23 protein-coding genes are annotated in these 22,194 nt (G+C 72.1%); 17 read left to right on the top strand and 6 right to left on the bottom strand.

Going from position 1 to position 22,194, the window contains the following annotated elements; translation table 11 throughout:
• Positions 1-852 precede the first annotated feature (852 nt).
• Complete coding sequence (locus Ari01nite_RS00675; RefSeq protein ID WP_239162378.1) at positions 853-1,377, top strand: TetR/AcrR family transcriptional regulator; 525 nt, start codon at positions 853-855, stop codon at positions 1,375-1,377.
• A gap of 117 nt (positions 1,378-1,494) precedes the next feature.
• Here the strand turns inward: Ari01nite_RS00675 and Ari01nite_RS00670 are convergent, their stop codons facing one another.
• Together Ari01nite_RS00670 and Ari01nite_RS00665 are read right to left on the bottom strand one after the other, a co-directional pair.
• Complete coding sequence (locus tag Ari01nite_RS00670; protein ID WP_203778422.1) at positions 1,495-1,875, bottom strand: RidA family protein; 381 nt, start codon at positions 1,873-1,875, stop codon at positions 1,495-1,497.
• 1 nt (position 1,876) lies between these two features.
• Positions 1,877-3,088, bottom strand: coding sequence for an amidohydrolase/deacetylase family metallohydrolase (locus Ari01nite_RS00665; RefSeq protein ID WP_239162377.1), 1,212 nt, complete (start codon positions 3,086-3,088; stop codon positions 1,877-1,879).
• A gap of 23 nt (positions 3,089-3,111) precedes the next feature.
• On the opposite strand from Ari01nite_RS00665, the gene Ari01nite_RS00660 reads away from it, so the two are divergent.
• Positions 3,112-4,530 (top strand): beta-N-acetylhexosaminidase, encoded by a 1,419-nt coding sequence (locus Ari01nite_RS00660; protein WP_239162376.1) that lies wholly within the window; start codon positions 3,112-3,114, stop codon positions 4,528-4,530.
• A gap of 93 nt (positions 4,531-4,623) precedes the next feature.
• On the opposite strand, the gene Ari01nite_RS00655 is transcribed toward Ari01nite_RS00660, so the two are convergent.
• Complete coding sequence (locus Ari01nite_RS00655) at positions 4,624-4,926, bottom strand: hypothetical protein (protein WP_203778696.1); 303 nt, start codon at positions 4,924-4,926, stop codon at positions 4,624-4,626.
• A gap of 316 nt (positions 4,927-5,242) precedes the next feature.
• Between Ari01nite_RS00655 and Ari01nite_RS49525 the strand changes: the two genes are divergently transcribed.
• Positions 5,243-5,518, top strand: a complete 276-nt coding sequence (locus Ari01nite_RS49525) for a hypothetical protein (protein ID WP_239162375.1) — start codon at positions 5,243-5,245, stop codon at positions 5,516-5,518.
• Positions 5,519-5,601: 83 nt separating this feature from the next.
• Positions 5,602-7,107 (top strand): LmeA family phospholipid-binding protein, encoded by a 1,506-nt coding sequence (locus Ari01nite_RS00645; protein WP_203778420.1) that lies wholly within the window; start codon positions 5,602-5,604, stop codon positions 7,105-7,107.
• A 4-nt stretch (positions 7,108-7,111) separates the two neighbouring features.
• Here the strand turns inward: Ari01nite_RS00645 and Ari01nite_RS00640 are convergent, their stop codons facing one another.
• Positions 7,112-7,807, bottom strand: a complete 696-nt coding sequence (locus tag Ari01nite_RS00640) for a hypothetical protein (RefSeq protein ID WP_203778419.1) — start codon at positions 7,805-7,807, stop codon at positions 7,112-7,114.
• Between the two features lie 58 nt (positions 7,808-7,865).
• Here Ari01nite_RS00640 and Ari01nite_RS00635 point away from each other — a divergent pair, with 58 nt between their 5' ends.
• The 11 genes from Ari01nite_RS00635 (at position 7,866) to Ari01nite_RS00585 (ending at position 17,778) form a co-directional block, all read left to right on the top strand.
• Positions 7,866-8,303, top strand: a complete 438-nt coding sequence (locus Ari01nite_RS00635; protein WP_203778418.1) for a hemerythrin domain-containing protein — start codon at positions 7,866-7,868, stop codon at positions 8,301-8,303.
• Positions 8,304-8,311: 8 nt separating this feature from the next.
• Positions 8,312-9,511 (top strand): alanine racemase, encoded by a 1,200-nt coding sequence (locus Ari01nite_RS00630; RefSeq protein ID WP_239162374.1) that lies wholly within the window; start codon positions 8,312-8,314, stop codon positions 9,509-9,511.
• Between the two features lie 31 nt (positions 9,512-9,542).
• Entirely contained in the window at positions 9,543-10,061 is a 519-nt protein-coding gene (locus tag Ari01nite_RS00625) for a GNAT family N-acetyltransferase (protein ID WP_203778417.1), read from the top strand.
• Positions 10,062-10,140: 79 nt separating this feature from the next.
• Complete coding sequence (locus tag Ari01nite_RS00620; RefSeq protein WP_438872114.1) at positions 10,141-10,884, top strand: 2-phosphosulfolactate phosphatase; 744 nt, start codon at positions 10,141-10,143, stop codon at positions 10,882-10,884.
• 53 nt (positions 10,885-10,937) lie between these two features.
• Entirely contained in the window at positions 10,938-12,128 is a 1,191-nt protein-coding gene (locus tag Ari01nite_RS00615) for an esterase-like activity of phytase family protein (RefSeq protein WP_203778415.1), read from the top strand.
• A 60-nt stretch (positions 12,129-12,188) separates the two neighbouring features.
• Positions 12,189-12,584, top strand: coding sequence for a RidA family protein (locus tag Ari01nite_RS00610; RefSeq protein WP_203778414.1), 396 nt, complete (start codon positions 12,189-12,191; stop codon positions 12,582-12,584).
• Positions 12,585-12,675: 91 nt separating this feature from the next.
• A complete protein-coding gene (locus Ari01nite_RS00605; protein ID WP_239162373.1) occupies positions 12,676-13,407 on the top strand; it encodes a hypothetical protein in 732 nt (243 codons plus the stop codon).
• 68 nt (positions 13,408-13,475) lie between these two features.
• Positions 13,476-15,278, top strand: a complete 1,803-nt coding sequence (gene aspS, locus Ari01nite_RS00600; RefSeq protein ID WP_203778413.1) for an aspartate--tRNA ligase — start codon at positions 13,476-13,478, stop codon at positions 15,276-15,278.
• Between the two features lie 67 nt (positions 15,279-15,345).
• On the top strand, positions 15,346-15,825 hold the full coding sequence (locus Ari01nite_RS00595; RefSeq protein ID WP_203778662.1) for a GyrI-like domain-containing protein: 480 nt from the start codon (positions 15,346-15,348) through the stop codon (positions 15,823-15,825).
• A 76-nt stretch (positions 15,826-15,901) separates the two neighbouring features.
• Entirely contained in the window at positions 15,902-16,126 is a 225-nt protein-coding gene (locus tag Ari01nite_RS00590) for a hypothetical protein (protein ID WP_203778412.1), read from the top strand.
• 95 nt (positions 16,127-16,221) lie between these two features.
• On the top strand, positions 16,222-17,778 hold the full coding sequence (locus Ari01nite_RS00585) for a replication-associated recombination protein A (RefSeq protein WP_203778411.1): 1,557 nt from the start codon (positions 16,222-16,224) through the stop codon (positions 17,776-17,778).
• A gap of 538 nt (positions 17,779-18,316) precedes the next feature.
• Here the strand turns inward: Ari01nite_RS00585 and Ari01nite_RS00580 are convergent.
• Together Ari01nite_RS00580 and Ari01nite_RS00575 are read right to left on the bottom strand one after the other, a co-directional pair.
• A complete protein-coding gene (locus Ari01nite_RS00580; protein WP_203778410.1) occupies positions 18,317-18,853 on the bottom strand; it encodes a hypothetical protein in 537 nt (178 codons plus the stop codon).
• Between the two features lie 79 nt (positions 18,854-18,932).
• A complete protein-coding gene (locus Ari01nite_RS00575) occupies positions 18,933-20,534 on the bottom strand; it encodes a hypothetical protein (protein WP_203778409.1) in 1,602 nt (533 codons plus the stop codon).
• A gap of 408 nt (positions 20,535-20,942) precedes the next feature.
• Between Ari01nite_RS00575 and Ari01nite_RS00570 the strand changes: the two genes are divergently transcribed.
• Together Ari01nite_RS00570 and Ari01nite_RS00565 are read left to right on the top strand one after the other, a co-directional pair.
• Positions 20,943-21,644: a hypothetical protein gene (locus tag Ari01nite_RS00570; RefSeq protein ID WP_239162372.1), complete on the top strand. Its 702-nt coding sequence runs from the start codon at positions 20,943-20,945 to the stop codon at positions 21,642-21,644.
• A gap of 79 nt (positions 21,645-21,723) precedes the next feature.
• Positions 21,724-22,173 carry a DUF948 domain-containing protein gene (locus Ari01nite_RS00565; RefSeq protein WP_203778408.1) on the top strand — a complete coding sequence of 150 codons (450 nt, stop codon included), beginning with the start codon at positions 21,724-21,726 and terminating at the stop codon, positions 22,171-22,173.
• Positions 22,174-22,194 lie beyond the last annotated feature (21 nt).

Here is a 22,194-nt window from a genome sequence, read left to right as displayed (position 1 = left end):
CGCGGCATCCGGATTGATCAAAGCATGCGTCCGGCGCAGCGCGGGCGATTCCGCTCCACCAACGTCACGCCAGCGCCGCCGCCTGCAGCTGCGTCACTCCAGGGCTGCCGCCTCCACCTGGCGGCACACGCTGCGAACATATCCGACAACTGCTGCTTTAAGCGGACGCCTATCGGCCGCCGGAGCCGGCTCTTGGCGATCTACGGTCATCCCCGAACTGTCCCCGAACGGCAGATCGACAACATCGCGTCGCGGACAAGCGCCAGCGGGGGACGTTTGCGGCTAAAAGGTCCGGGCGAGCGCCGTATTGCCGGCGAGACCTGACATCCCGACTGCACCGCACGAAGATGACTCACCGGTGCCGTTCGCACCAGGATCCGAACCGGCCAGCGCCCACAGCAGACCTGAACGGGCGACCACCGCTGGTTTGCACCATGATCCGGCTCGGCAGGCGGCCCCTTCACCGATCTTGGCGCAGAGCCCACCCGGTTCGGTGGTGTCCACACCATGAGCCGGCCCGGCAGGCGGCCCTTCGCCGATCTTGGTGCGGAGCCCACCCGGTTCGGTGGTGTCCGCACCAAGATCTGCCGATGCCGCCACCCAGGTGCCAACGCTAGTTTGCCAACAGGTGTTGGTTTAGTTAAGTTGGGCGGAGCGATGGCGGCGCCGGGGATCGGCGTCGGAACTGGCGGCTGCGGGCTCCGGCGTGACGGCGCGGCCGGGGTGGGTGGCGGCTTTCGGTGTTCGCTTTCGGCGTTCGCGTTCGGCGTTCGCGTTCGGCTTTCGGTATTCGGTGGAGGGACTGGCGTGGGTGCGGGTGGACGGCGGTCGGATGCGACCAGGGCGGCCATTTTGGCTGCTGCCCGGGAGCGGTTTGCGCAGGACGGCTATGAGCGGGCCACCATCCGGGCGATCGCCGCGGACGCCTCCATCGATCCGTCGATGGTCATGCGGTACTACGGGAACAAGGAGAAGTTGTTCGCGGCGGCGGCCGAGTTCGATCTGCAGCTGCCGGATGTGCACTCGGTGCCCCGGGATCAGATCGGGGCCACGCTTGCCCGGCATTTTCTGGTTCGGTGGGAGCGGGACGAGACGCTGCCGGCGCTGCTGCGGGCGGCCGCCACCAACGAGGCCGCGGTGGAGCGGGTGCGGGAGATCTTCGGGCGGCAACTGCTGCCGCTGGTGACGGCGGTCAGTCCGGAGCCGGGCGAGGTGATGTTCCGGGCGGGACTGCTGGCGACGCAGATGCTGGGGCTGGCGTTGTGCCGGTTCGTGCTGCGGCTCCCGCCGGTCGCGGCCCTCACCCCGGACGAGGCCGCCGCCTGGCTGGGCCCGACGATCCAGCGATACCTGACCGGTTCGCCAGCCCGGGACTGACCCGCCACCTGGCCCGCCGCCTGGCCCGCCGCCTGGCCCGGCGCCTGGCCCGGCGCCTGGCCCGGCGGCCGGGATCGGCCCGGTGTTCCGCGGGCCGATCCCGTACCTGCTGAAGCGTCAATCGCCCACGTAGAGGACGGCGTCGATTTCGATCTCGAAGCCGGGGAGGTCGGCGGGGATCGTGGTGCGCGCGGGCAGGTGATCGCCGGTGAGGTACTGGCGGAAGATCTCGTTCATCTCCGCGAAGTTGTCGAGATCGCGCAGGTATACGCCGACCCGGACGGCCTGGTCGAGGCTCGCGCCGGCGGCTTCGGCAACGGCGGCGAGGTTACGGAACGCAGCGTGGGCCTGTTCGGCGAAACTGCCCGTGACGCGGGTGCCGTCGGGCAGCGCGGGGATGGCGCCGGCCAGATAGACGGTGTCGCCGGCCACGACGGCCTGGGAGTAGGGACCGCCGACGGGGGCGGCCTGGTCGGTGTGCACGGCACGTTTGGGCATGTCACAGTCTCCTCGGAAATTGTTCGGCCAGGCCGTCCGCGCCCACCAGCGGGGTGCCGAGCAGGGCGCGGAGATCACGGTCGCGGCGGGACAGGGCCGCGCGCTGGGCGTCGGTCAGCGGGATCCAGGGCGGAACCGGCGCGGGCAGTCGGGGGGTCATAAGTCGGCCGTTGCGGTAGGTGGCCAAGTTGACGAGACGCAGCGGTGATCGCCGGGTCTTGAGGTGGCAGTCGGTGACCTCGAACGGTTCCGCGCGCAGCTCGAACACCGCAAGATCGGCGGGCGCTCCGACCGTGAGGACACCGCCGGGCAGCCCGAGCGCCGCGGCGGGGGCGGCGGTGGTGGCGGTCAGCACCTCGTCCAACGTGAAGCCCACGGCCAGCAGCTTGGCCATCGTGGTGGGCAGGTCGAAAACTGGACCGTGCAGCGAGCGCGCGTGCAGGTCGGTGGAGATCGTCGCGGGACGAAGACCCAGGTCGAGCTGCCGCTCCAGCACGTCGAAGGCGAAACCGCCGGAGCCATGACCAAGATCAAACAAAACCCCGCGGGCGTACGCCTCCAGCGCCGCCGGTCCGACCGGAGTGGCCAGGCCGCTCGCGCAGTGCGTCACGATGTCGCCGGGGCGCAGCAGCCCGAGCACCTCGTCGAGGTCGGGCGGCGCGGCCCCGATGTGGACCATGACCGGCACCCGGCTGGCGTCGGCGACGGCCAGCGCGCGGCGCAGCGGCTCGACACCGTGCTCGCCCACCGTCTCGCGGTCGATGCGCACCTTGAGGCCGCGGATCAGGTCGCGGTGCCGCGCCACGGTGTCGATCGCCAGCGGGACGTCGCAGTTGGCCAGGTCACGGGACTCGCCGGTGCGGCCGGCCAGCCCGACCGCCGAGATGTTGAGCAGGGCGGCGACACGGACCTCGGCGGTAGCGGCGACCTGTCGCAGACCGGGGAGCGTGTAGGACCCGGCCGAGCCGGCGTCGACCCAGGTGGTGACGCCCGAGTGCCACGCGATCGGGTCGGGGTCGATGCCCCAGTAGCCCGGCCCGACGTGCGTGTGCAGGTCGATCAGGCCCGGCGTGAGCAACGCGCCACTGAGATCCACGACCGTGCGCGCGGTGCGGGGCAGCGCGGGCCCGGTCGCCGCGATCACGCCCTGGTCGACCGCGACGTCGAAGGGTGTACCCCCGGTTAGCAGCAGGTCCCAGTTAGTGTTGATCAACTAACTATATCTGGGGGTGCGCGTTGATCCCGTGGCCTTCGTCGGTCTCCTCCGCGCCGGGCCTGGCCGAGCCCGTTGATTCTCCCGAGGGCTACCGCCTGACGATCTCGCCCGCCGGCGTGGAGATCGTCGGAGGGTCGCCGGCCGGCGAGTTTTATGCCCGGCAGACGCTGCGCCAACTCGAGATGACCGGCCTGCCGGAGTACGTGCGGATCGTCGACCGGCCGCTTTTCGCCTGGCGCGGCGTCATGCTCGATGTGGCGCGCCATTTCCTGCCGGTGCCGGACGTGTTGCGGTTTATCGACCTGGCCGCGTTTCACAAGCTCAACGTGTTGCATCTGCACCTCACCGACGATCAGGGCTGGCGCATCGAGGTGCCGGGCCGCCCGCGACTCACCTCGGTCGGCGCGTGGCGCCCGTCCACGATGCTCGGTGCAAGGATCCATGAGAGGTACGACAAGAATCCGCACGGCGGTTTCTACACCGAGCGCGACCTGCGCCGGATCGTCGAGTACGCCGCCGACCGGCACATGACCGTGGTGCCCGAGGTGGACATGCCCGGCCACATGCAGGCGGCCATCGCGGCATACCCGGAGTTGGGAAACGGCTACGCGGGCCCGGTGCGCACGTCCTGGGGCATCTCGTCACACGTGCTGAACATGCGCCCGGCCACGGTGGACTTCTGCCGCGAGGTGCTGTCGTACGTCTGCTCGATCTTCCCGTCGCCGCTGATCGGGATAGGCGGCGACGAGTGCCCGGTGTCCGAGTGGGCCGACGATCCCGTTGCTCGCCGGCTGGGCGGCGCGGGGGCGGTGCAGGGCTGGTTCACCGGTGAGATGGCCGCGCACCTGGAGTCGCTGGGCCGCCGCGTCTTCGGCTGGGACGAATTGCTGGCCCGGGGCGCCCCGCAGTCGGCCGTGATCGCCGCGTGGCGCGGTGCCGAGCCGGCGGCAGTGGCGGCGCGGGCGGGCTTCTCGGTGGTCTCCTGCCCCGACATGACGTGCTATCTCGACTACCGGCAGTCGGACGACCCCGGCGAGCCAACCCCGGTCGGCACCCTCCTCGCCTTGCCGGACATCTACGGCTTTTCCCCCGTCCCGCCGGGCTTGACCGACGCGGCGGCCGCACGTGTCCTGGGCGGCCAGGCCAACGTCTGGACCGAACATATGGAATCCGCCAGCCGCGTTGACTACATGGTCTATCCCCGCCTGTGCGCCTTCGCCGAGGCGGTGTGGGGCCCGGTCGGCTACGACTCCTTCCGCAGCCGCCTCGACGAACACCTGACCAGGCTGGACGCCCTGGGCGTGAACTACCGCCCGATGTCCGGCCCGCGCCCGCAGGACGCCCGCCCCGGCGCGCCGGGCAACCCTCGCTCACACGCCGACCGCCTGGCCGAACTGCACGAGATGACCGCCGACCTGCGTTATCCACAGGCCGGCTGATTTCGGTGGTGATCACGGATCGGGGTTGGCTACCTTCCGCGGGTGCCCGCCCTCCCCATCAGCAAGACCCAACTGGACAAGCTGGGCGACCGGCTACGCGACAGTCCTCACCCCGCCGACGCCGACCTCGACCTGCTCGAACTGGTGCTGGGCGCTTACCGGGAGGCCCTGCACATCGTGACCACTACCCTTGAGCGCCTCGGCCTCGAGCCGGCCGTTCGCCTCAAGACCGTCGGCACCACGGTGGACAAGCTGCGCCGGGAACGCGGCTGCAGCCTCAAGACGATCCACGACCTGGCTGGCGCCCGCGTCGTGCTTGCCGGCGACCTCGATGCGCAAAAACGCGGCGGTGGACCGCTTCTGCGCCGCGCACCCCGATCCCGTGCCGACTCGCATCGATCGGCGCACCGATCCGCGCGCCGGTTATCGCGCGGTGCACGTCGTCGTCCGGGCCGACGGGATTCCGGTCGAGGTCCAGTTCCGGACCGAACCACAGGACATGTGGGCGCAGGCATTCGAAGATCTGGGTGACCGGTGGGGGCGCCAGATCCGCTACGGCGGAGGCCCATCGGGCGACCGGAAATCCGCCGCCGTGCCGGGCGGTGCTCTCGGGCTATCTGGCATATCGGGCCGCTCGGGCCCAGGCGCAGGGGCAGCTGCGCGACCAACTGGACGACCTGGCTCGCCGGGTCGAGATGGAGGTTCCGCGGTTGTGAAGTACTTTCTGCTCGTCTACGACCGGCGGGCGGGGCAACTGCTCGCCGAGACCGAGTTCGACGACCATGCGGTCGCCGTCAAGGAGCGCTTCCGGGTGGAGCGGGCCGCGGCCTGGCGGGCCGAGCGGCCGGAGGCCGACGTGGAGGTTGTCGTGCTCGGGGCGGCGTCGGCCGCGGTGATACGGCGGACCCACGCGCGGTATTTCAAGTCGGCCGGACAGATCCTGCGGGAGGCGGCTAGCGGTCTGGCGGGTGCCCAGCAGATTCATTGATGGCGAAACGTCGATGAACCGGGGAGGTTACTCGTGCGTAATAACGCGTGTAGAGGCGGTGACCTTTCAAGCTGGGGGCCGACATGGCGGCGTTCGAACCCGCTCGGATCATCTCGCGCCTGCGCATCGGGCGTGTGTTTCATCGGGCCGCGCATACCGGGGGGCCGGTCCGGCGGCGGCGGATTGCGTGGGCGGCCGGCGGGGTGGGGCTGGTGCTCGCGGGCGGCATGCTGGTGCTCGCCGTGCCGGTGCCATTTGTGGACGCGATTCTCGCCGGGCAGATCGCCGATCGGGTGAAGGGACAGGTGGCCTGCGCGGGGTCGCTCGCGGTGGAGCCGACCGTCAAGGTGGGCGGTGGCCGGCTGCTGCCGCAGGTGCTCCGGCAACGGCTCGCCGAGGTGCAGCTGACGGTGCCGGACGCGACCCTCAGCGGCGTACCCCATGCGGCTTTCAGCGCGACGATGCGGGACGTTTCGCAGCCGGACGGGAACAGCACCCACGTCGGGAGCATGGAGGCGGCCATCACCGTGGGGTTCGCCAACATGCCGTCGGCCGACGGGGAACCCGTGCCCTCCTACCAGCGGGCCGAGGACGGCGGGCTGACCGTCAACGTGCTGTCGCCGCGGGAGAACTCCAAGAACGTCAAGGCCAAGCTGTTCCTCAAGATGCAGATCCAGGGTGCGACCGTACGGTCCGTGCCGCAGCGCCTGGAGATCTTCGGGCAGACGCTGCCGGCCGCTGAGGTGTCCGACCTGACGGGAGGCGTACGGTCACAAGATTTGCCTGATTTGCCGGACGGGGTGAGTTACCGGTCGATCACGCCGCGGCGGGACGGGCTGCACGTGGAGATCGCCGGGGTGTCCACCACCAGGCTGAACACGCTGCCGCCGCAGGTCGGTGACCGGGACGTGACCTATGTGGCCGAGGACGGGCTGCTCGGGATCTCCACGTCGGTCGGGATCGAGCCGATCATCAACGTGCCGCTGACCATCTTCACGGCGCCGCGGCTCACCGGCGGGACGCTCACCCTGGAGCCGCAGACGGTGCGCATCCTGGGCGCCGACCGCCGGACCACCGACCCGCTGGCCCGGCTCGTGCTGTCCCAGATCGACCAGGAAAGTCTGACGCGTACGCTGCCGGCCCTGCCCGCCGGCGTGCGGTACCGCTCGGTCTCGGTCGACGACGACGGGATCAAGCTGGTGATCAGCGGCGTCACCACCCGGCCGTTCTCGGCGCTGGCGCAGCCCAAGGACCGGCCGACCGTCTACAGCGCCGAGGGCGGGCTGCTCACCGCGACCGTCACCGGCTCGCAGGAGGACACCCCGATCGTGCTGCACGCCAAGCCGCGGATCACCGGCACCACCCTGGACATCGCGCCCGAGCAGATCGAGATGTTCGGCACCCGGTTCCCGGCCAAGAACGTGCTGGCCGAGGTCAAAGCACAGGAGACCTCGTACGACCTGCAGCCGCTGCCGCCGAATCTGGCCTACCAGAGCGTCGCCGTACTCCCGGAGGGGCTGCTGATCCGGCTGGCCGGGCGGGACGTGACGCTGACCAAGGGCGCGCTCACCGGCGACACCGAGTGCTGACAGCTCAGGCCGGCTGGAGCGCCTCGACCTCGGCGGCGGTGCCGATCTCGGCGCGCCGCGCCGGGTGCTCGACGTAGCGGCGGACGGTGGCGGCCGCGAACTCCGGATCGATGTGCAGACGGTCGACCGGCAGCACCCGCTTGCGGGTGCCGCCGGCCTCGGTCCGCTCGATCAGGATCGGTGCGCGCAGGTTGTGCCGGCCCGACGGGTGCAGGGTGTCGTCGGCCAGGTCGTCCCAGCGCACCGAGAAGCCGTCGCGGCTGCGCACCACGGTGAGCCCGTCGGGGGTGAGGATCAGGATCGGATGGCCCAGCAGCAACCGCACGGTCAGCGCGGCCATCAGCACCGCACCCAACCCGATGAGGATGCCGCCGAGCGTGTCGAGGCGGCCGGTCGCGGTGGCGGCGGTGCCGGCCGCCCAGCCGCCGACCACGGCCGTCGTCCCGGCCGGCAACGGCCCGGGTGTCGCGGTGAAGCGGCGGTGTTCCGGGTCGGCCTGCCAGGCCGCCGGGCGTTTCCGGGCGCGTCCCAGGACTGCCAGGTAGCCGCCGAGCGCCACCACCACACACGCCGCCCGGGCCCCCAGGGTCACCTCGGCCGAGGGCTGGGACGGGTGCAGCCACAGGTTGGTCAGCGCGCTGAGCACGCAGGCGACCAGCATGAACGGGATCGCCAGGAGACGGGCGGCGCGGGGCGACACTCCCGGAGTGTATGACCGGGTTGACGGGCGCGTGGCTGTTCTGTTCGGATGCCTTCCGATGGAGTTTGACGAGCCGGTGGAGTTTGACGAGTACGTGCGGTTCATGGCGTACGGCAATCAGTTGATCGAGGTGCACGCCCGGCTCCGGGAGATGCTCGACGACCTGCGCGACGGCGTGGTCCCCGAGCCGGATTTCGAGGCGCACTGCGTCGCGTTCTGCGCCGAGGTGACCCGCCATCACACCGGCGAGGACGAGACCGTGTTTCCGCTGCTCGCGGCCCGGCACCCGGAGCTGCGGGACTTCCTGGCCGGGCTTGCCCGGGACCACGAGATCATCGCGGGCCTGCTGGTCAAGGTGCGGGCGACCGCCGATCCGGCCGACCTCGACGGGCTGGCCGCGATCCTCGAGACGCATTTCCGCGGCGAGGAGAAACGCCTGGTCGAGGTCATGAACGCGATCGATCCGGCGACACCCTTGAGCGGCCTGGCCCGATGAGCGGCCCGATGAGCGGCCCAATGAACGGCACCGAGGTGCCCGAGCCGCGGGTGGACTGGCGGTGCAAGGGCTTCTGGCTGCCGGACGGCGAGCGCACCGCCGCCGACTACGCGCGCGAGCGGCCCAGCCTGTTCGGCGGCGGCTTCACCTGGCCGGTGCTGGTGCTGCGCCGGTCGGCCGCCGAGGCCAACATCGCGACCATGGCGGAGTACTGCCGCCGGCACGGGTTCGACTTCGCCCCGCACGCCAAGACCACGATGGCGCCGGGCCTGCTGGCCGCCCAGTTCGCGGCGGGCGCGTGGGGGATGACGGTGGCCACCGCCAACCAGGCGCTGGTGCTCAAGCGGCTCGGCGTCGAGCGGGTGCTGATCGCCAACGAGGTGCTCGACCCGGCGGTGCTGGGCTGGCTGGGTGGTCAGGCAGGCGTCTTTCTCCAGGTCGATTCCGTTCCGGCGGTACGCGCTGCGGCCGGTCACCGGCTGCGCCTGCTGGTCGAGCTGGGTCACCCGGGTGGCCGGACCGGCGCGCGGACGCTGGACGAGTTGGCGGCGGTGGCGCGCGCGGTGCACGAGGCGGACGGGCTCGAGCTGGCCGGCGTCACCGCGTACGAGGGCGGGTTGCCCGACCAGCCGGCGGTCGACGAGTTCCTGGACCGGCTGGTGGCCGGGGTGACCCGGCTGCGCGCCGAGGGTCTGCTGCCGGACGGCGCGCTGGTGTCGGCGGGTGGCAGCGCCTGGTTCGACCGGGTGGTGGACCGGCTGGCCGCGCTGCCGCGCGATCTGCGCCGGGTCCTGCGCAGCGGGGCCTCGGTCACCCACGACGACGGTTTCTATCGATTCCGTACGCCGTTCCGGCGAGTGCCCGGTGAGGGCCCGCTCACCGCCGCGCTGGAGCTCTGGGCGCAGGTGCTGTCCACTCCGGAGCCCGGGCTGGCGATCGCCGGGATGGGCAAGCGGGACGCCCCGTTCGACGAGGGCCTGCCGGTGCCGCTGGAGGTGCGGCGCGACGGTGCCTCGCGGCCGGCCGATTTCACGGTCACCAGGCTGAACGACCATCACACCTATCTGGCCGGGGCGTCCGATCTCGAGCCGGGCGACCTGGTCCGGTTCGGCATCTCGCATCCGTGCACGGCGTTCGACAAATGGCGTTACCTGCCGGTGGTGGACGACAACCATCGGGTGGTGGACATCCTCCAGACTTACCTCTGAAATTGTCGGACCTCCGGTGGACGATGGGGCCATGGCGAACTTCTGGCTGGAGTCGTGGGACGAGCGCGGGCCGGCCTTGGAGCGGCGGGCGAACACGCCCGAGATGCACGCATATCTGGGTGGGGTGGAGTCCGATGACTCGATCATGGAGCGTCATCGCCGCATCCTCGAGATGACCCGCACGGGCACCGGGGCGATGTTCCTGATCATGTCGGAGGACGACCCCGACCCGGTCGGCTCGGTCGGCTACTGGGAACGCGAGTGGCGGGGCCGCACGGTCTACGAGATGGGCTGGAAGGTGCTGCGCGCCTACCAGAGCCGCGGGTTCGCGGTCGGCGCCGCGCTCGCGGTGCTCGGGCTCGCCGCCGCCGAGGACCGCCACCGCTGGGTGCACGCCTATCCCCGGGTCGACAACGCCATGTCCAACTCGGTGTGCTCGCGGGCGGGTTTCGAGTTGCAGGGCGAGACGGATTTCGAATATCCGAAGGGCAATCCCATCCGGTGCAACGACTGGCGGTTCGACCTGAAGGAGGTGGGCGGCCCGTCGTGACCTTCCGCGACCGATCCGTTACGGTCGATGGCATGAGCGGCGTCCGATGAGCCTTGCGGAGGGGCAGGGTGGCTATCGGGTGCGTTTCGACTGGGGCCCGGTGGGTGCCGACGTGGTGGCGCCCGGTGCGGCCTTCGTCGCGGTGGTCGACGTGCTGTCCTTCACCACGACCCTGACCGTGGCCGTGGAGCAGGGCATCCGCGTCCTGCCCTACCGCTGGCGCGACGACTCGGCGGTGGACGTGGCCCGCCGGCACGGCGCGATGCTGGCCGTGCTGCGCAAACAGGCCGGTCCGGGCCAGATCACCCTGTCGCCCGAGAGCATCCTGAACGCCAACCTGCGCGCCGACGGCATCGACCGCCTGGTGCTGCCGTCGCCGAACGGCTCGGCCATCTCGGTCCGGCTCGCCGACGCCGGTGTCACCGTGGTGGGGGTGTCGCTGCGCAACGCCAAGGCGGCCGCCGAGTGGGTGCGCGAACGCGCCGGCGACCGGCCGGTCGGGGTGGTGGCGTCGGGGGAGCGGTGGCCGGACGGGTCGTTGCGGCCCGCGGTCGAGGACCTGTGGGGTGCCGGGGCCTTCCTGGACGGGCTGGCCGGCCCGGCGCCGGACGAGGGGTTCTCGCCCGAGGCGGCCGCCGCGCTGTGGGCGTACCGCGGGGTGTCACCGGCCGTGGGCAGCGCGCTGCGCGAGTCGGTCAGCGGTCGCGAACTGCGCGGTTACGGCTTCGCGGGCGACGTCGAGGTGGCCGCCGCGGTGGGCGTGACCGCAGTGGTGCCGATCCTGCGGGACGGCTGGTTCGTCGACGGTGGATCGTGCACCTGACCGCCACCGGGCGATAGTCCCCGGTTCACGGAGCGTCCCTAACGTCGGCGCACATGACGAGGATCTTCCGTAGGGTGCTGGCCGGCGCCGGCGTACTGGCGCTCACCGTGGCCCTGACCGGCAATGTGTCGGTGGCATCCGCACCGCCGCGGGTCGCGGTGCCGACGCTGACCGGGTTTGCGTCGTTGCCGGCCGGGACTTTCGTGCCCGGCAGCGAACCGTCCGGCAGCCAGGTCACCGGCAACACCAACGGCTTCCCGGTGCCGTTCGCCGACCAGCCGATCCAGGGCTTCTCCGGCATCGTGGCCAATCCGGACGGCAGCTTCGACGTGCTCTCCGACAACGGTTACGGCAACCAGGCCAACTCGGCCGACTTCCTGCTGCGCATCCAGCGGCTCGCGCCGTCGTTCCGGTCCGGCACGATCGACGTGCTCGGGGGCCTCACGCTAACCGATCCGGACGCGTACGTGACCTGGCCTTTGACCCGCGCCGACCGGGTGCTGACCGGAGCCGATTTCGACGTCGAGTCGATCGCGCGGCTGGCTGACGGCAGCTACTGGATCGGCGACGAGTTCGGCCCGTACCTGCTGCACTTCGACCGCGCCGGCCGACTGCTGGGCGCACCGGTGCCGCTACCCGGCGTGGTGGCACCGGAAACCGCGGCCCGAACCGGCGCAACGGCGACGGCCAGGAGCAGCAAGGGTTTCGAGGGCTTGGCGAAGTCTCCGGACGGCCGCTACCTGTACGCGCTCCTGGAGGGCGCGGTGACCGGCGACCCGGCCGGCCAGTTGCGGCTCAACGAGTTCGACCTGCGAACCGGCAGCTACACCGGCAAGCGCTATGCCTACCCGTTGGAGAACCCGGACCTGGCCATCGGCGACGCGATCGCCATCGACCAGAACCGCTTCCTGATCATCGAACGCGACGGCGGCCAGGGCCCGACCGCCGTGGTGAAGCGCCTCTACGTGGCCGAGCGCCGCGGCGGCAGCCTCACCAAGACCCTGCTGGTCGACCTGATGAATATCGCCAACCCGCGCAACCTGGGCGGCTTCGGCCCGACGTTCACCTTCCCGTTCCAGACCATCGAGGACGTGGTGATCCTCGACCCGCACCGGATAGCCGTCCTGAACGACAACAACTTCCCGTTCTCGACGGGCCGTGCCGCGGGCGTGGCCGACAACAACGAGTTCATCACCATCGAACTGCCGGCGTCCCTACGCCCCGACCGCCGAATCCTCACCTGAAACCGAACGCCGGGCCGGCGGTCCCACCGGCCCGGCGTTCCCCGCGGTTAGCGTTCGGGGGTGAGCGAGCGACGGGTGATTCTCAGCGGGTCCACGTTTGAGGAATTGATCGGGTATGCGCGGGCCGTCGTCGACGGTGATCGGGTTTACGTGTCGGGGACTACCGGGTTCGATTACGCGACCATGACCATTTCCGATGATGTGCTGGCGCAGGCCGAGCAGTGCCTGCGGAACATCGGGGCCGCTCTCGACGAGGCCGGCTGCGGCTTTGCCGACGTGGTTCGCGTTCGTTACCTGCTGCCGGACCGGGACGATTTTGAGCGCTGCTGGCCGGTTCTCCGGCGGTATTTCGGGGCGGTACGGCCGGCCGCCACCATGATGGTCTGCGGGCTGGCCGATCCCCGGATGCGCATCGAAATCGAGGTGGACGCTCGCCGCCGGGGGTCGCCCGGATAGGTGAGTCCCCTCAGCGGGGGATGGGGCTGATTCATCGACGCATCTATGGTCCCCTTTACGCCGATTTGCCGCCCCGCCTCGGAGTCGCCTCATGTCTGTGTTCCGCGCCAACAACGCGAACGCCAACGCCGCGAACGCCAACGCCAACGCCGGGAACGCCAACAACATCAACTCGCGGGGCCGGGACCCGTACCCGATCAACCGGGGCCGGGACGACGCCGTGCCGGACGGGCCCACCGAGCGGATCGACGACCGGCCGCAGCACCGGCGGGACCGGATCGCCTGGCTCGGCGTGCTGGTCGCGGTCTTCTCGCTGACCACCTCGGCGGTGGCGGTGCTGGCCGCATGGCGGGCGCTGACCCTCGCCGAGCGGGCACCGGCCGCGGCCGCCGCGGCGGCGCAGGTGCGGCCGGCGGTCACCGACTTCGCCGTCAGTTATGCGCAGGAACCGCTGCGGGTCCAGGTCGGCTGCTCGGCCGTCCTCTTCGTCGACCTGGACGAGCCCCGGGCCAACGCCGTCGAGAAGGTCAGCGACCTGCGCTACGACAGTCGTTGTGGCACCGAGCCGCCGCGTCTCACGCTGGGGCCCGGCGCGGTCGCCGGCGCGCAGGTCAAGGACGCCGACACCGACGCGGCCGGCTGCGCGAAGGCGATCCGCACCAGCCCGCTCGGGCCCGGTGCCAGCGCCGAGGTGAAGAAGGGCGCCGTGCTGTGCGTGCTGACCGGTGGGACGCCGGCGGCGATGGCGCTGGTGGAGGTGACCGACGTGGGCCAGACCGGCACCGCGGGGATGCGGGCCACGTCCTGGAAAGTCACGGCCTGACGGCGGTCGCGCGGGGCGCCCTGACAGAATGTCGGGTGCGCCCCGTACATCTGTGAGGAGACATTCCCGTGATCCGTACCCATGACGCCGGCAGCCTGCGCGCGAGCGACGCCGGCACGACGGTGACGCTCGCCGGGTGGGTGGCCCGCCGGCGCGACCACGGTGGTGTCATCTTCGTCGATCTCCGGGACGCCTCGGGCGTCGTGCAGGTGGTCTTCCGCGAGGAGGATGCGCACGCGCTGCGCAACGAGTACTGCATCAAGGTCGTCGGCGAGATCAGCAGGCGGCCCGAGGGCAACGAGAACCCCGACCTGGCGACCGGCGAGATCGAGGTGGTCGCCGCGCAGCTGACCGTGCTGTCCGAGGCCGCGCCGCTGCCGCTGCCGGTCGACGACACGGTCACCGCGTCCGACGACCTCCGCCTGAAATACCGCTACCTCGACCTGCGCCGGTCCGGGCCGGCCGCGGCGCTGCGGCTGCGCAGCCGGGCCAACCAGATCGCCCGCGAGGTGCTGCACGCCCGCGACTTCAACGAGATCGAGACGCCGACGCTGACCCGGTCGACGCCGGAGGGCGCCCGCGACTTCCTGGTCCCGGTCCGGCTCCAGCCCGGCACCTGGTATGCCCTGCCGCAGTCCCCGCAGCTGTTCAAGCAGCTGCTCATGGTGGCCGGCCTGGAGCGGTACTACCAGATCGCCCGCTGCTACCGCGACGAGGACTTCCGCGCCGACCGGCAGCCCGAGTTCACCCAGCTCGACATCGAGATGTCGTTCGTCACCCAGGACGACATCATCGCGCTGGGCGAGGAGATCGTCTCCCGGCTGTGGAGCGAGCTCGCCGACTACCAGGTGCAGCTCCCGATCCCGCGGATCACCTGGACCGACGCGATGAACCGGTACGGCTCCGACAAGCCCGATCTGCGCTACGGCCTCGAGCTGGTCGAGCTGACCGACTACCTGCGCGGCACCGAGTTCCGGGTGTTCGCGGGCGCCATCGACAACGGCGGCTACGTCGGCGCGGTGGTCATGCCGGGCGGCGCCTCGCAGACCCGCAAGGAGCTGGACGGCTGGCAGGACTGGGCCAAGGCGCGCGGCGCCCGCGGCCTGGCCTACGTGGTCCTCGATCAGGAAACCGGCGAGCCGAGAGGCCCGGTCGCCAAGAACCTTTCCGAGGCGCACCTGTCCGGCCTGGCCGACGCGGTCGGCGCCAAGCCCGGCGACGCGATCTTCTTCGCCGCGGCGCAGGAAAGGCGGGAGGCGCAGGAACTGCTCGGCGCGGCCCGCATCGAGATCGCGAAACGGTCCAACCTGATCGACGAGGGCGCCTGGGCGTTCTGCTGGGTCGTCGACGCCCCCATGTTCGAAAAGACTGATGAGGGCGGCTGGACCGCGGTCCACCACCCGTTCACCTCGCCGAACGACGAGTGGATCGACAAGTTCGAGGAGGCGCCCGACCGGGCTCTCGCCTACGCGTACGACATCGTCGTCAACGGCAACGAAATCGGCGGCGGCAGCGTCCGTATCCACCGCGCCGACGTGCAGAGCCGGGTCTTCGACCTGCTCGGCATCTCGCCCGAGGAGGCGCAGGACAAGTTCGGCTTCCTGCTCGAGGCGTTCAAGTACGGCCCGCCGCCGCACGCCGGCATCGCCCTCGGCTGGGACCGCACCTGCATGCTGCTGTCCGGCAACGAGTCGATCCGCGAGGTCATCGCGTTCCCCAAGACCCGCGGCGGCTACGACCCGCTGACCACCGCGCCCACCCCGATCACCGCGCAGCAGCGGCTCGAGGCGGGCATCGACGCCAAGCCGAAGCCGGCCGCCGGCACCCCGGGCACCGACGGCCAGGCGGTACGCGTGGAGCACTCGAACTGACGACACACCGGTGGCCGTACGGAATGCGTACGGCCACCGGTTTTGTGAGACTGTCGGCGTGCAGCCGATGATTGTGGACCGGGTGGAACAGGCCTATGTGGGCCGCCGCGAGTCGATCACCATGACCGAGTTCGCCCGGGTTGCGGACCATCTTCCCGACATGTTCGGTCACCTGGCCGAGCGCGGCCTGGTCCCGGCCGGCCCGCCCTTCTTCCGGTACCGCGTGATCGACATGTCGGCCGACCTGGTGGTCGAGGCCGGCATCCCGGTGGCCGGACCGGTCGACGTCGCCGAGCCGCTGTTCACCGAGCACCTGCCCGGCGGCCGGTACGTCACAGTCAGCCACATCGGGCATCCCGACGAGTTGGTGGCGGTCACCTCGCGCCTGCTCGACTGGGCCCGCGAGCAGGGCCTGACCTGGGACATGGAGCCGACGCCGACCGGCGAGGTGTGGGGTTGCCGACTCGAACTGCTGATGACCAACCCCGCCGAAGAGCCCGATATGCACAAATGGGAGACGGTTCTGCTCTTTCGGCTGGCTGACTGATCCACGGTGGAGTTTGACGCCGGTGGCGTCCGGGGTACATGCCGCTCACCAGGCTCTCACCCCCACGGAGGACCAAATGCTCGCCATCGCCGCAGCCGTCGTTTTCGGTATCTGGCTCCTGCTCGACCTGCTGGACACCAACCTGGGTGCCCCCGACCTCTTCAACTTCCCGACTATGGCCTCGATCGGCTTCCTGCTGCTGTCGCTCTACCTGGCCGGCATCGGCAGCGGCCCGCGCGGCACCGGCACCGGCACCGGCAGCGGCCGGCGCTTCTACGGCCGCCGTCCCGGCCGCGGTTGATCCACAGGCTGTCCACCCATCCGGGCACCGGCCCACCGCACGATGCTGATGTTGCATTTCGGGCATCGTGGGGCGGGCCGGTACTGTCGGTGCCGATGGAAACGGACGGGCTCTTCTCCCTGGCGCAGCCCGGTGGCGTACAGACCGCGTCACCGGCCACGACCGCGTTCAGCGCACCGTCCGCCGATTCCCCATTGCCGGTGCGGATGCGTCCCGCCATCCTCGACGAACTGGTCGGCCAGGAACACCTGCTCGCGCCCGGCAGCCCGCTGCGTCAGCTGGTGACCGGCGCCAGCCCGATGTCGGTGATCCTCTGGGGCCCGCCCGGCACTGGTAAGACCACCATCGCCCACCTGGTCGCGACCGCCACCAACCGCAAGTTCATCGCCATGTCGGCGCTCTCCGCCGGTGTCAAGGACGTGCGCGCGGTGATCGACACGGCGCGCCGGGAGCGGCGGTACGGCGGCGCACCCACCGTCCTGTTCATCGACGAGGTGCACCGCTTCAGCAAGACCCAGCAGGATTCGCTGCTCGCCGCCGTCGAGGACCGCACGGTGACGCTCCTGGCGGCCACCACCGAAAACCCGTACTTCTCGGTCATTTCGCCTTTGCTCTCCCGGTGTGTGCTGCTCACCCTGCGCGCACTCGGCGACGACGAGGTCCGGCGCCTGCTGCGCCGCGCACTCACCGATGAGCGAGGGCTGGGCGGTGCCGTCACGCTTGCTCCCGACGCAGAGGATCACCTGGTACGCCTGGCAGCGGGCGACGTTCGAAAGGCGCTCACCGCGCTGGAGGCCGCCGCCGGCACGGCCGTGGCCCAGGGCAGCGCCGAGATCGACGTGCCGACCGCCGAGAAGGCGGTGGACGTGGCGGCGGTCCGCTACGACCGCGACGGCGACGCCCACTACGACGTGATCAGCGCGTTCATCAAGAGCATGCGGGGCAGCGACCCGGACGCGGCGCTGCACTGGCTGGCCCGGATGCTGGTCGCCGGCGAGGACCCGCGGTTCATCGCCCGGCGCATCGTCATCTTCGCCAGCGAGGACGTGGGCATGGCCGACCCGCAGGCCCTGCTGGTGGCGACCGCCGCGGCCCAGGCCGTGCAGCAGGTCGGCCTGCCCGAGGCGCAGCTCAACCTGGCACAGGCCGTGGTGCACCTGGCCACCGCGCCCAAGTCCAACAGCGTCACCATGGCGCTGGGCGCCGCGATGGCCGACGTGCGCGCCGGCAGGGGCGGCACCGTTCCGGCCCACCTGCGCGACGCCCACTACCCGGGCGCACGTGGTCTTGGTCACGGTCGCGGCTACCGCTACCCGCACGACGATCCGCGCGGGGTGGTCACGCAGCAGTACGCTCCAGACGATCTCACCGACGTCGATTACTACCAACCGACCGAGCACGGGGCCGAACGCGCAGTCAGCGAGCGGGTTCCCCGGTTGCGCCGGATCGTCCGCGGGCAGCCACCAGCCGGCCGCCCCGCCGCTCCGCCAACCAGCGCCGACCGCGCGGCGGGTGGTGCTCCGGCCCCGGATGCGTCACGCTCTTCGCTTAACGACGCGCCGCCGGCACCGCCACCGGCGACCGACGACGTGCCGGCGCCCGAGGCCCGGGCAGACGACAGCGGCGAAACCGCCGGAGAGGAACAGCCGTGAAACGGCCCGACGACGAGGCCGACCTGCGCAACGAAGCCGCGGCGCGCAAGGGCCGCCGGTTCGGTCGCGGACGTCCCGAGCCGGCGGAGCTCGAGGAGGTCCCGCAGGAGGAGACCGGCTGGCTGGACGACCTGCGCACGGCCAAGGAACAGCGCGGCGCGATCGGCCCCGGCACCCTCGCCGGCGAGGGCCGCACCAGCAAGTCCGGCCGCGTGGCCCCCGGCCCCGGCGACAGCCTCGACGACGACCAGCCCTTCCGCGGCGGCGGCCCCGGCTGGCAGGACGGCAGCGGCGCTTTCCCGGCCGGCGGCCGGTCGCCGGCCGCGCCGGTGTCACCCGGCCAGATGCCGCCGGGCCAGATGCCGCCGGGTCAGATGCCGCCGGGTCAGATGCCTCCGGGCCGGGTGCCGCCGGGCCAGATGCCGCCGGGCCGGGTGCCGCCGGGCCAGATGCCGCCCGGGCAGGTTTCGCCGGGTGCGGGCGCGCCGGGCCGGATGCCGCCGGGTCCTGTTTCTCCGGGTCGTGTGCCGCCGCCCGGTCAGGCCCCGCCCGGCCGGATGCCGCCGGGTCCGGTGTCGCCGGGCCGGATGGCAGCCGGGCCGGTTTCACCCGGCCCGATGGGCGCCGCGCCGGTGTCCCCGGCCGGCGGCGGATCGCGCCGGGGCGGGGCGGGTATGCCCACGCAGGTTCCCGGCCAGGGCCGCCGTCCCGTCGACCCGATGAGTCCGGGCCCGGTGCCGATGTCCGGCAATCCGCCCGCGGTGCCCATGTCAGGCAATCCGCCTGCGGTGCCTATGTCGGGCAATCCGTCTGGGGTGCCTTTGTCCGGCAATCCGGCCGGGGTGCCTGTGTCGGGCAACCCATCAGCGGTGCCGATGTCCGGCAACCGTCCCGACGTGCCGATGTCTGCCAACCGCCCCGAGGTGCCGATGCCCGGCGCCCGGCCGGATGGGCCGATGCCGGGTGGCCGCGCCGATGGGCCGATGCCGGGTGGCCGCGCCGATGGGCCGATGTCCGGTGGGCGGCCCGACGTGCCGATGTCCGGTGGGCGGCCCGACGTGCCGATGTCGGCCAACCGGCCCGACGTTCCCCTGTCCGCGAACCGGCCCGAGGTTCCGGCGTCGCGGCCGGTGTCGCCGGCTTCCCGGCCGGTTTCACCCGCTTCCCGGCCGGTGTCGCCGGCTTCGCGGCCGGTCTCTTCGGCGCCGACTCGTGGCCGTGACCGATTCCGGCCGGACGGGCCGCCGCCTGGCGCGGCGCCCGGTCGTGCCCCGATGTCCGGTCCGGTGTCGCCAGCCGGTGGGCCGCCGCCTGCGGGTGGGCGGTTCAGCGGTGGCACACCGAGTTTCCCGGGCGGAGGACCGGGCTACCCCGGCGACGGCGGTGGCCGGCACGGCGAGGACGGCCGCGGCCCGGCACGCCACGGCGCGGCGGCGGAATTCGATGACAGCGGGCGCCACGGCGCCTTCCCCGGGGCCGAGGACGGCCGCGGGCAGCGCGGTCGCGGCAGCCGGGCGATCCCGTCGCCGGGCGCGCCGCACGACGGCCCGCAGCACGGCCGCCCGGGCGGCCCCGGACACGGCGGACCCAACGATGCCCAGCCGGGTGGGGCGCGCCACGGTGCGGAGCCGGGCGGCTTCGTACCGGATGGCAGCCGCGGTGCCGGAGGACGTGGCGCTGACGGACGTGGCGCTGGCCGCGATCCCGGTGGCCCGGGTTCGGGTCGTCCCGGTGCTGGTGGGCCGGGTGCTGGTGGGCCGGGTGCTGGTGGGCCGGGTGCTGGTGGGCCGGGTGCTGGTGGGCCGGGTGCTGGTGGGCCCGGTGTGGGCGGGCCGGCCAAGCCGGCTCGGGCGTCGGCCAAGGTCGCGCCGCCGGTGGTGCCAGGACGGCAGGGTGCTCGGATGCCGGCCGTGCCGGGACGCGCCGGCGCGATGGCCGAGCGCACCGGCGCTGCGGCGCAGCGGCCGGGTGAGAACGGTGGGCCGGGCGGCGGCCGTAACGGCCGCGGTGGGCCGGGCGGGCGCGGTGGTCCGCAGGGACCGGCGCGTGGTGGCCAGCAGGACGGAGCTTTCGGCGGCCAGCCGGAACCGGGCACCCGCGGTGGTCCGCCGGGGCCCGGCGCACGAAGTGGAACCCAGGGGCTGGGCGCACGAGGTGGTCCGCCGGGGCCGGGCGCACGAGGTCCCCAGGGGCCGGACGCACGCGGCGGTCAGCCGGGCGCGGGAGCGCGTGGGGGGCTGGCGACCGGGGCTATGCCGGCCGGTCCGGTTTCGCCGGGGCGTTCGCCTGCGGCGGGGCCGCAACACGGTCCCGGCCAACACAGCCAACCCGTTCCGGGCGCGCCCGGGACGAACGGACCGGCCGGCGCACCCCAGCGCCAGCCGCTCGCGGCCCAGCACAGCCAACGTCTGCCGGACGGCGGACAGCACGGTCAGCGGCCCGAGGGCGGACAGCACGGTCAGCGGCCCGAGGGCGGACAGCACGGTCAGCGGCCCGACGGCGGACAGCACGGCCAGCGCCCCGACGGCGGACAGCACGGCCAGCGCCCCGACGGTGGGCAGCACAGCCAGCGCCTGCCGGACGGCGGCCAGCACGGCCAGCGGCCCGAGACCGGGCAGCACAGTCAGCGCATCGCCGACGGTGGGCAGCACAGTCAGCGCCTGGAAGGCGGGGGCGGGCAGCACGGTCAGCGTCTTGACGGCGGGGGCGGGCAGCACAGCCAGCGTCTGCCGGGTGCCGGGCCGGACGGTGGGCACAGCCAGCGGCTTCCCGCCGGGGGGCCGAACGGGCAGGGTGGCGGTCCGCGCGGTGCGGGACCGGCCAGCCGGTCGCCCGGTGGGTCGGGGCCGGGGCCTTCGGGTCCGATCGGTCGCGGTTCGGCGCCGGGGCGCAACGGTGCGGGCACGGCCGCGGTGGCTGCTGCCTCCGTCGGCAGTGCATCGGTCGGCAGTGCCTCCGTGGGGGTGGGGAGCGCTTCGGTTTCCGTTGCCTCCGCCTCTGTCAAAGCAGCCGCCGCCGGGACACTCGCGCCGGGCAAGGGGGCGGCCTCCGGGCGTACCTCGGCACCGGAGCGCGGGGAACCCGGCGTACCCCCAAGGGGTGAAGCGTCACCGGTAGTCGGCGCCAAAGCCGCCGCGGCGAAAGCCGCCGGGGCCCGGCCTCCGGTGCCCGCCAAGGCCACCGAGGGCGCGGGCGGGCTGCGCGGGGCCGGCGAGGAACTGCGCAACCAGATGCGCAGCAAGCGGCAGTTGCGGGTGGTCACGCTGCTGTCGATCGCTGTGGTGGTGCTGGTGGTGCTGCCCGCGTTCTTCGGGCTGCGGTCGGCCACCAAGGATCCGGTGTTCAGCTCGCTGGACGCTCTCGACGTGCCGGCCTGGGCCGCTCAGGAAGCCGTGGACCAGGGCAGTGGGAGCCGGTGGTGCTTCTTCGAGTGCCGGTTCCGGGAGCGGATCACGCAGTCCGAGCAGCCGTTCAAGGAGACCACCCGGGCCTACTCGGACGCACTCCGGGCCGCCGGCTGGCAGCCGTGGACCGTCGGCGCCTGCCCGGAGACGCCGGTTGCGGCCGACCAGGGCACCTACAGCTGCTGGAAGCGCGACGAGTTCACTCTGGACCTGTGGGTCCGGCTGCCGGAGTGCGCGGTCGACCAGGTCGCGGCGCAGGACCCGGCCGCGGCGGGCCTGCAGTCGACGGCGCCCGAGCCGACGGCGGAGTGTGTCGGATCGACCGTCAGCATCAAGGTGCAGAACGCGATCTACGACCCGCGGGGCAAGCCCGAGACTGGCGGTCAGCCGCTGATCGGGGAGACGCCGGACCCGGTGTTGTCCAACGATCCGCTCTTGGAGCCGACACCCGCGCCGTCGTGAAGCGGGGGGCGGTGACGGACGGTAGGGTCTGCACGTTGACTCGCCGAACCCGACACCACCCCCAGAGGAGACGCGCCTGATGGACGCCGGAGAAATCGCAGGTCTGATTGCGGCGGGCGCCTTCCTGATGCTCGTCATCGTGCTGGCCATCCCGCTGCTCAAGCTGGGCCGCACGATGGACGCTGCCACCCGGGCGATCAACGAGGTCACCGACCGGACCGGGCCGCTGCTGGGCAACGTGAACGAGACGGTGGAGAATGTGAACACCGCACTCGGCCAGGTCCAGGTCTCTTTGGACGGTGTCAACGTGCAGCTCGCCAAGGTCGACACGATCACCGAGCACGCGGCGCACGTCACCGCCAACGTAGCCAACCTGTCCACGGTCGTGGCCGCGGCCGCGGCCAACCCGCTGGTCAAGGCCGCCTCCTTCGGGTACGGCCTGCGCAAGGCGGTGGCCAGCCGGCGTAGGGCCGACGAGGACCGCGAGGTCCGCGCCACGATCAAGCAGCGCCGCAAGTCCGGCCGCTGAGCCTCCCAGCGAAAGGGAATC

The organism is Paractinoplanes rishiriensis, from assembly GCF_016862375.1.
Classification (GTDB): domain Bacteria; phylum Actinomycetota; class Actinomycetes; order Mycobacteriales; family Micromonosporaceae; genus Actinoplanes; species Actinoplanes rishiriensis.
The sequence above is the reverse complement of the archived record's forward strand: the minus strand, read 5'-3'. Positions and strand labels throughout refer to the sequence as shown.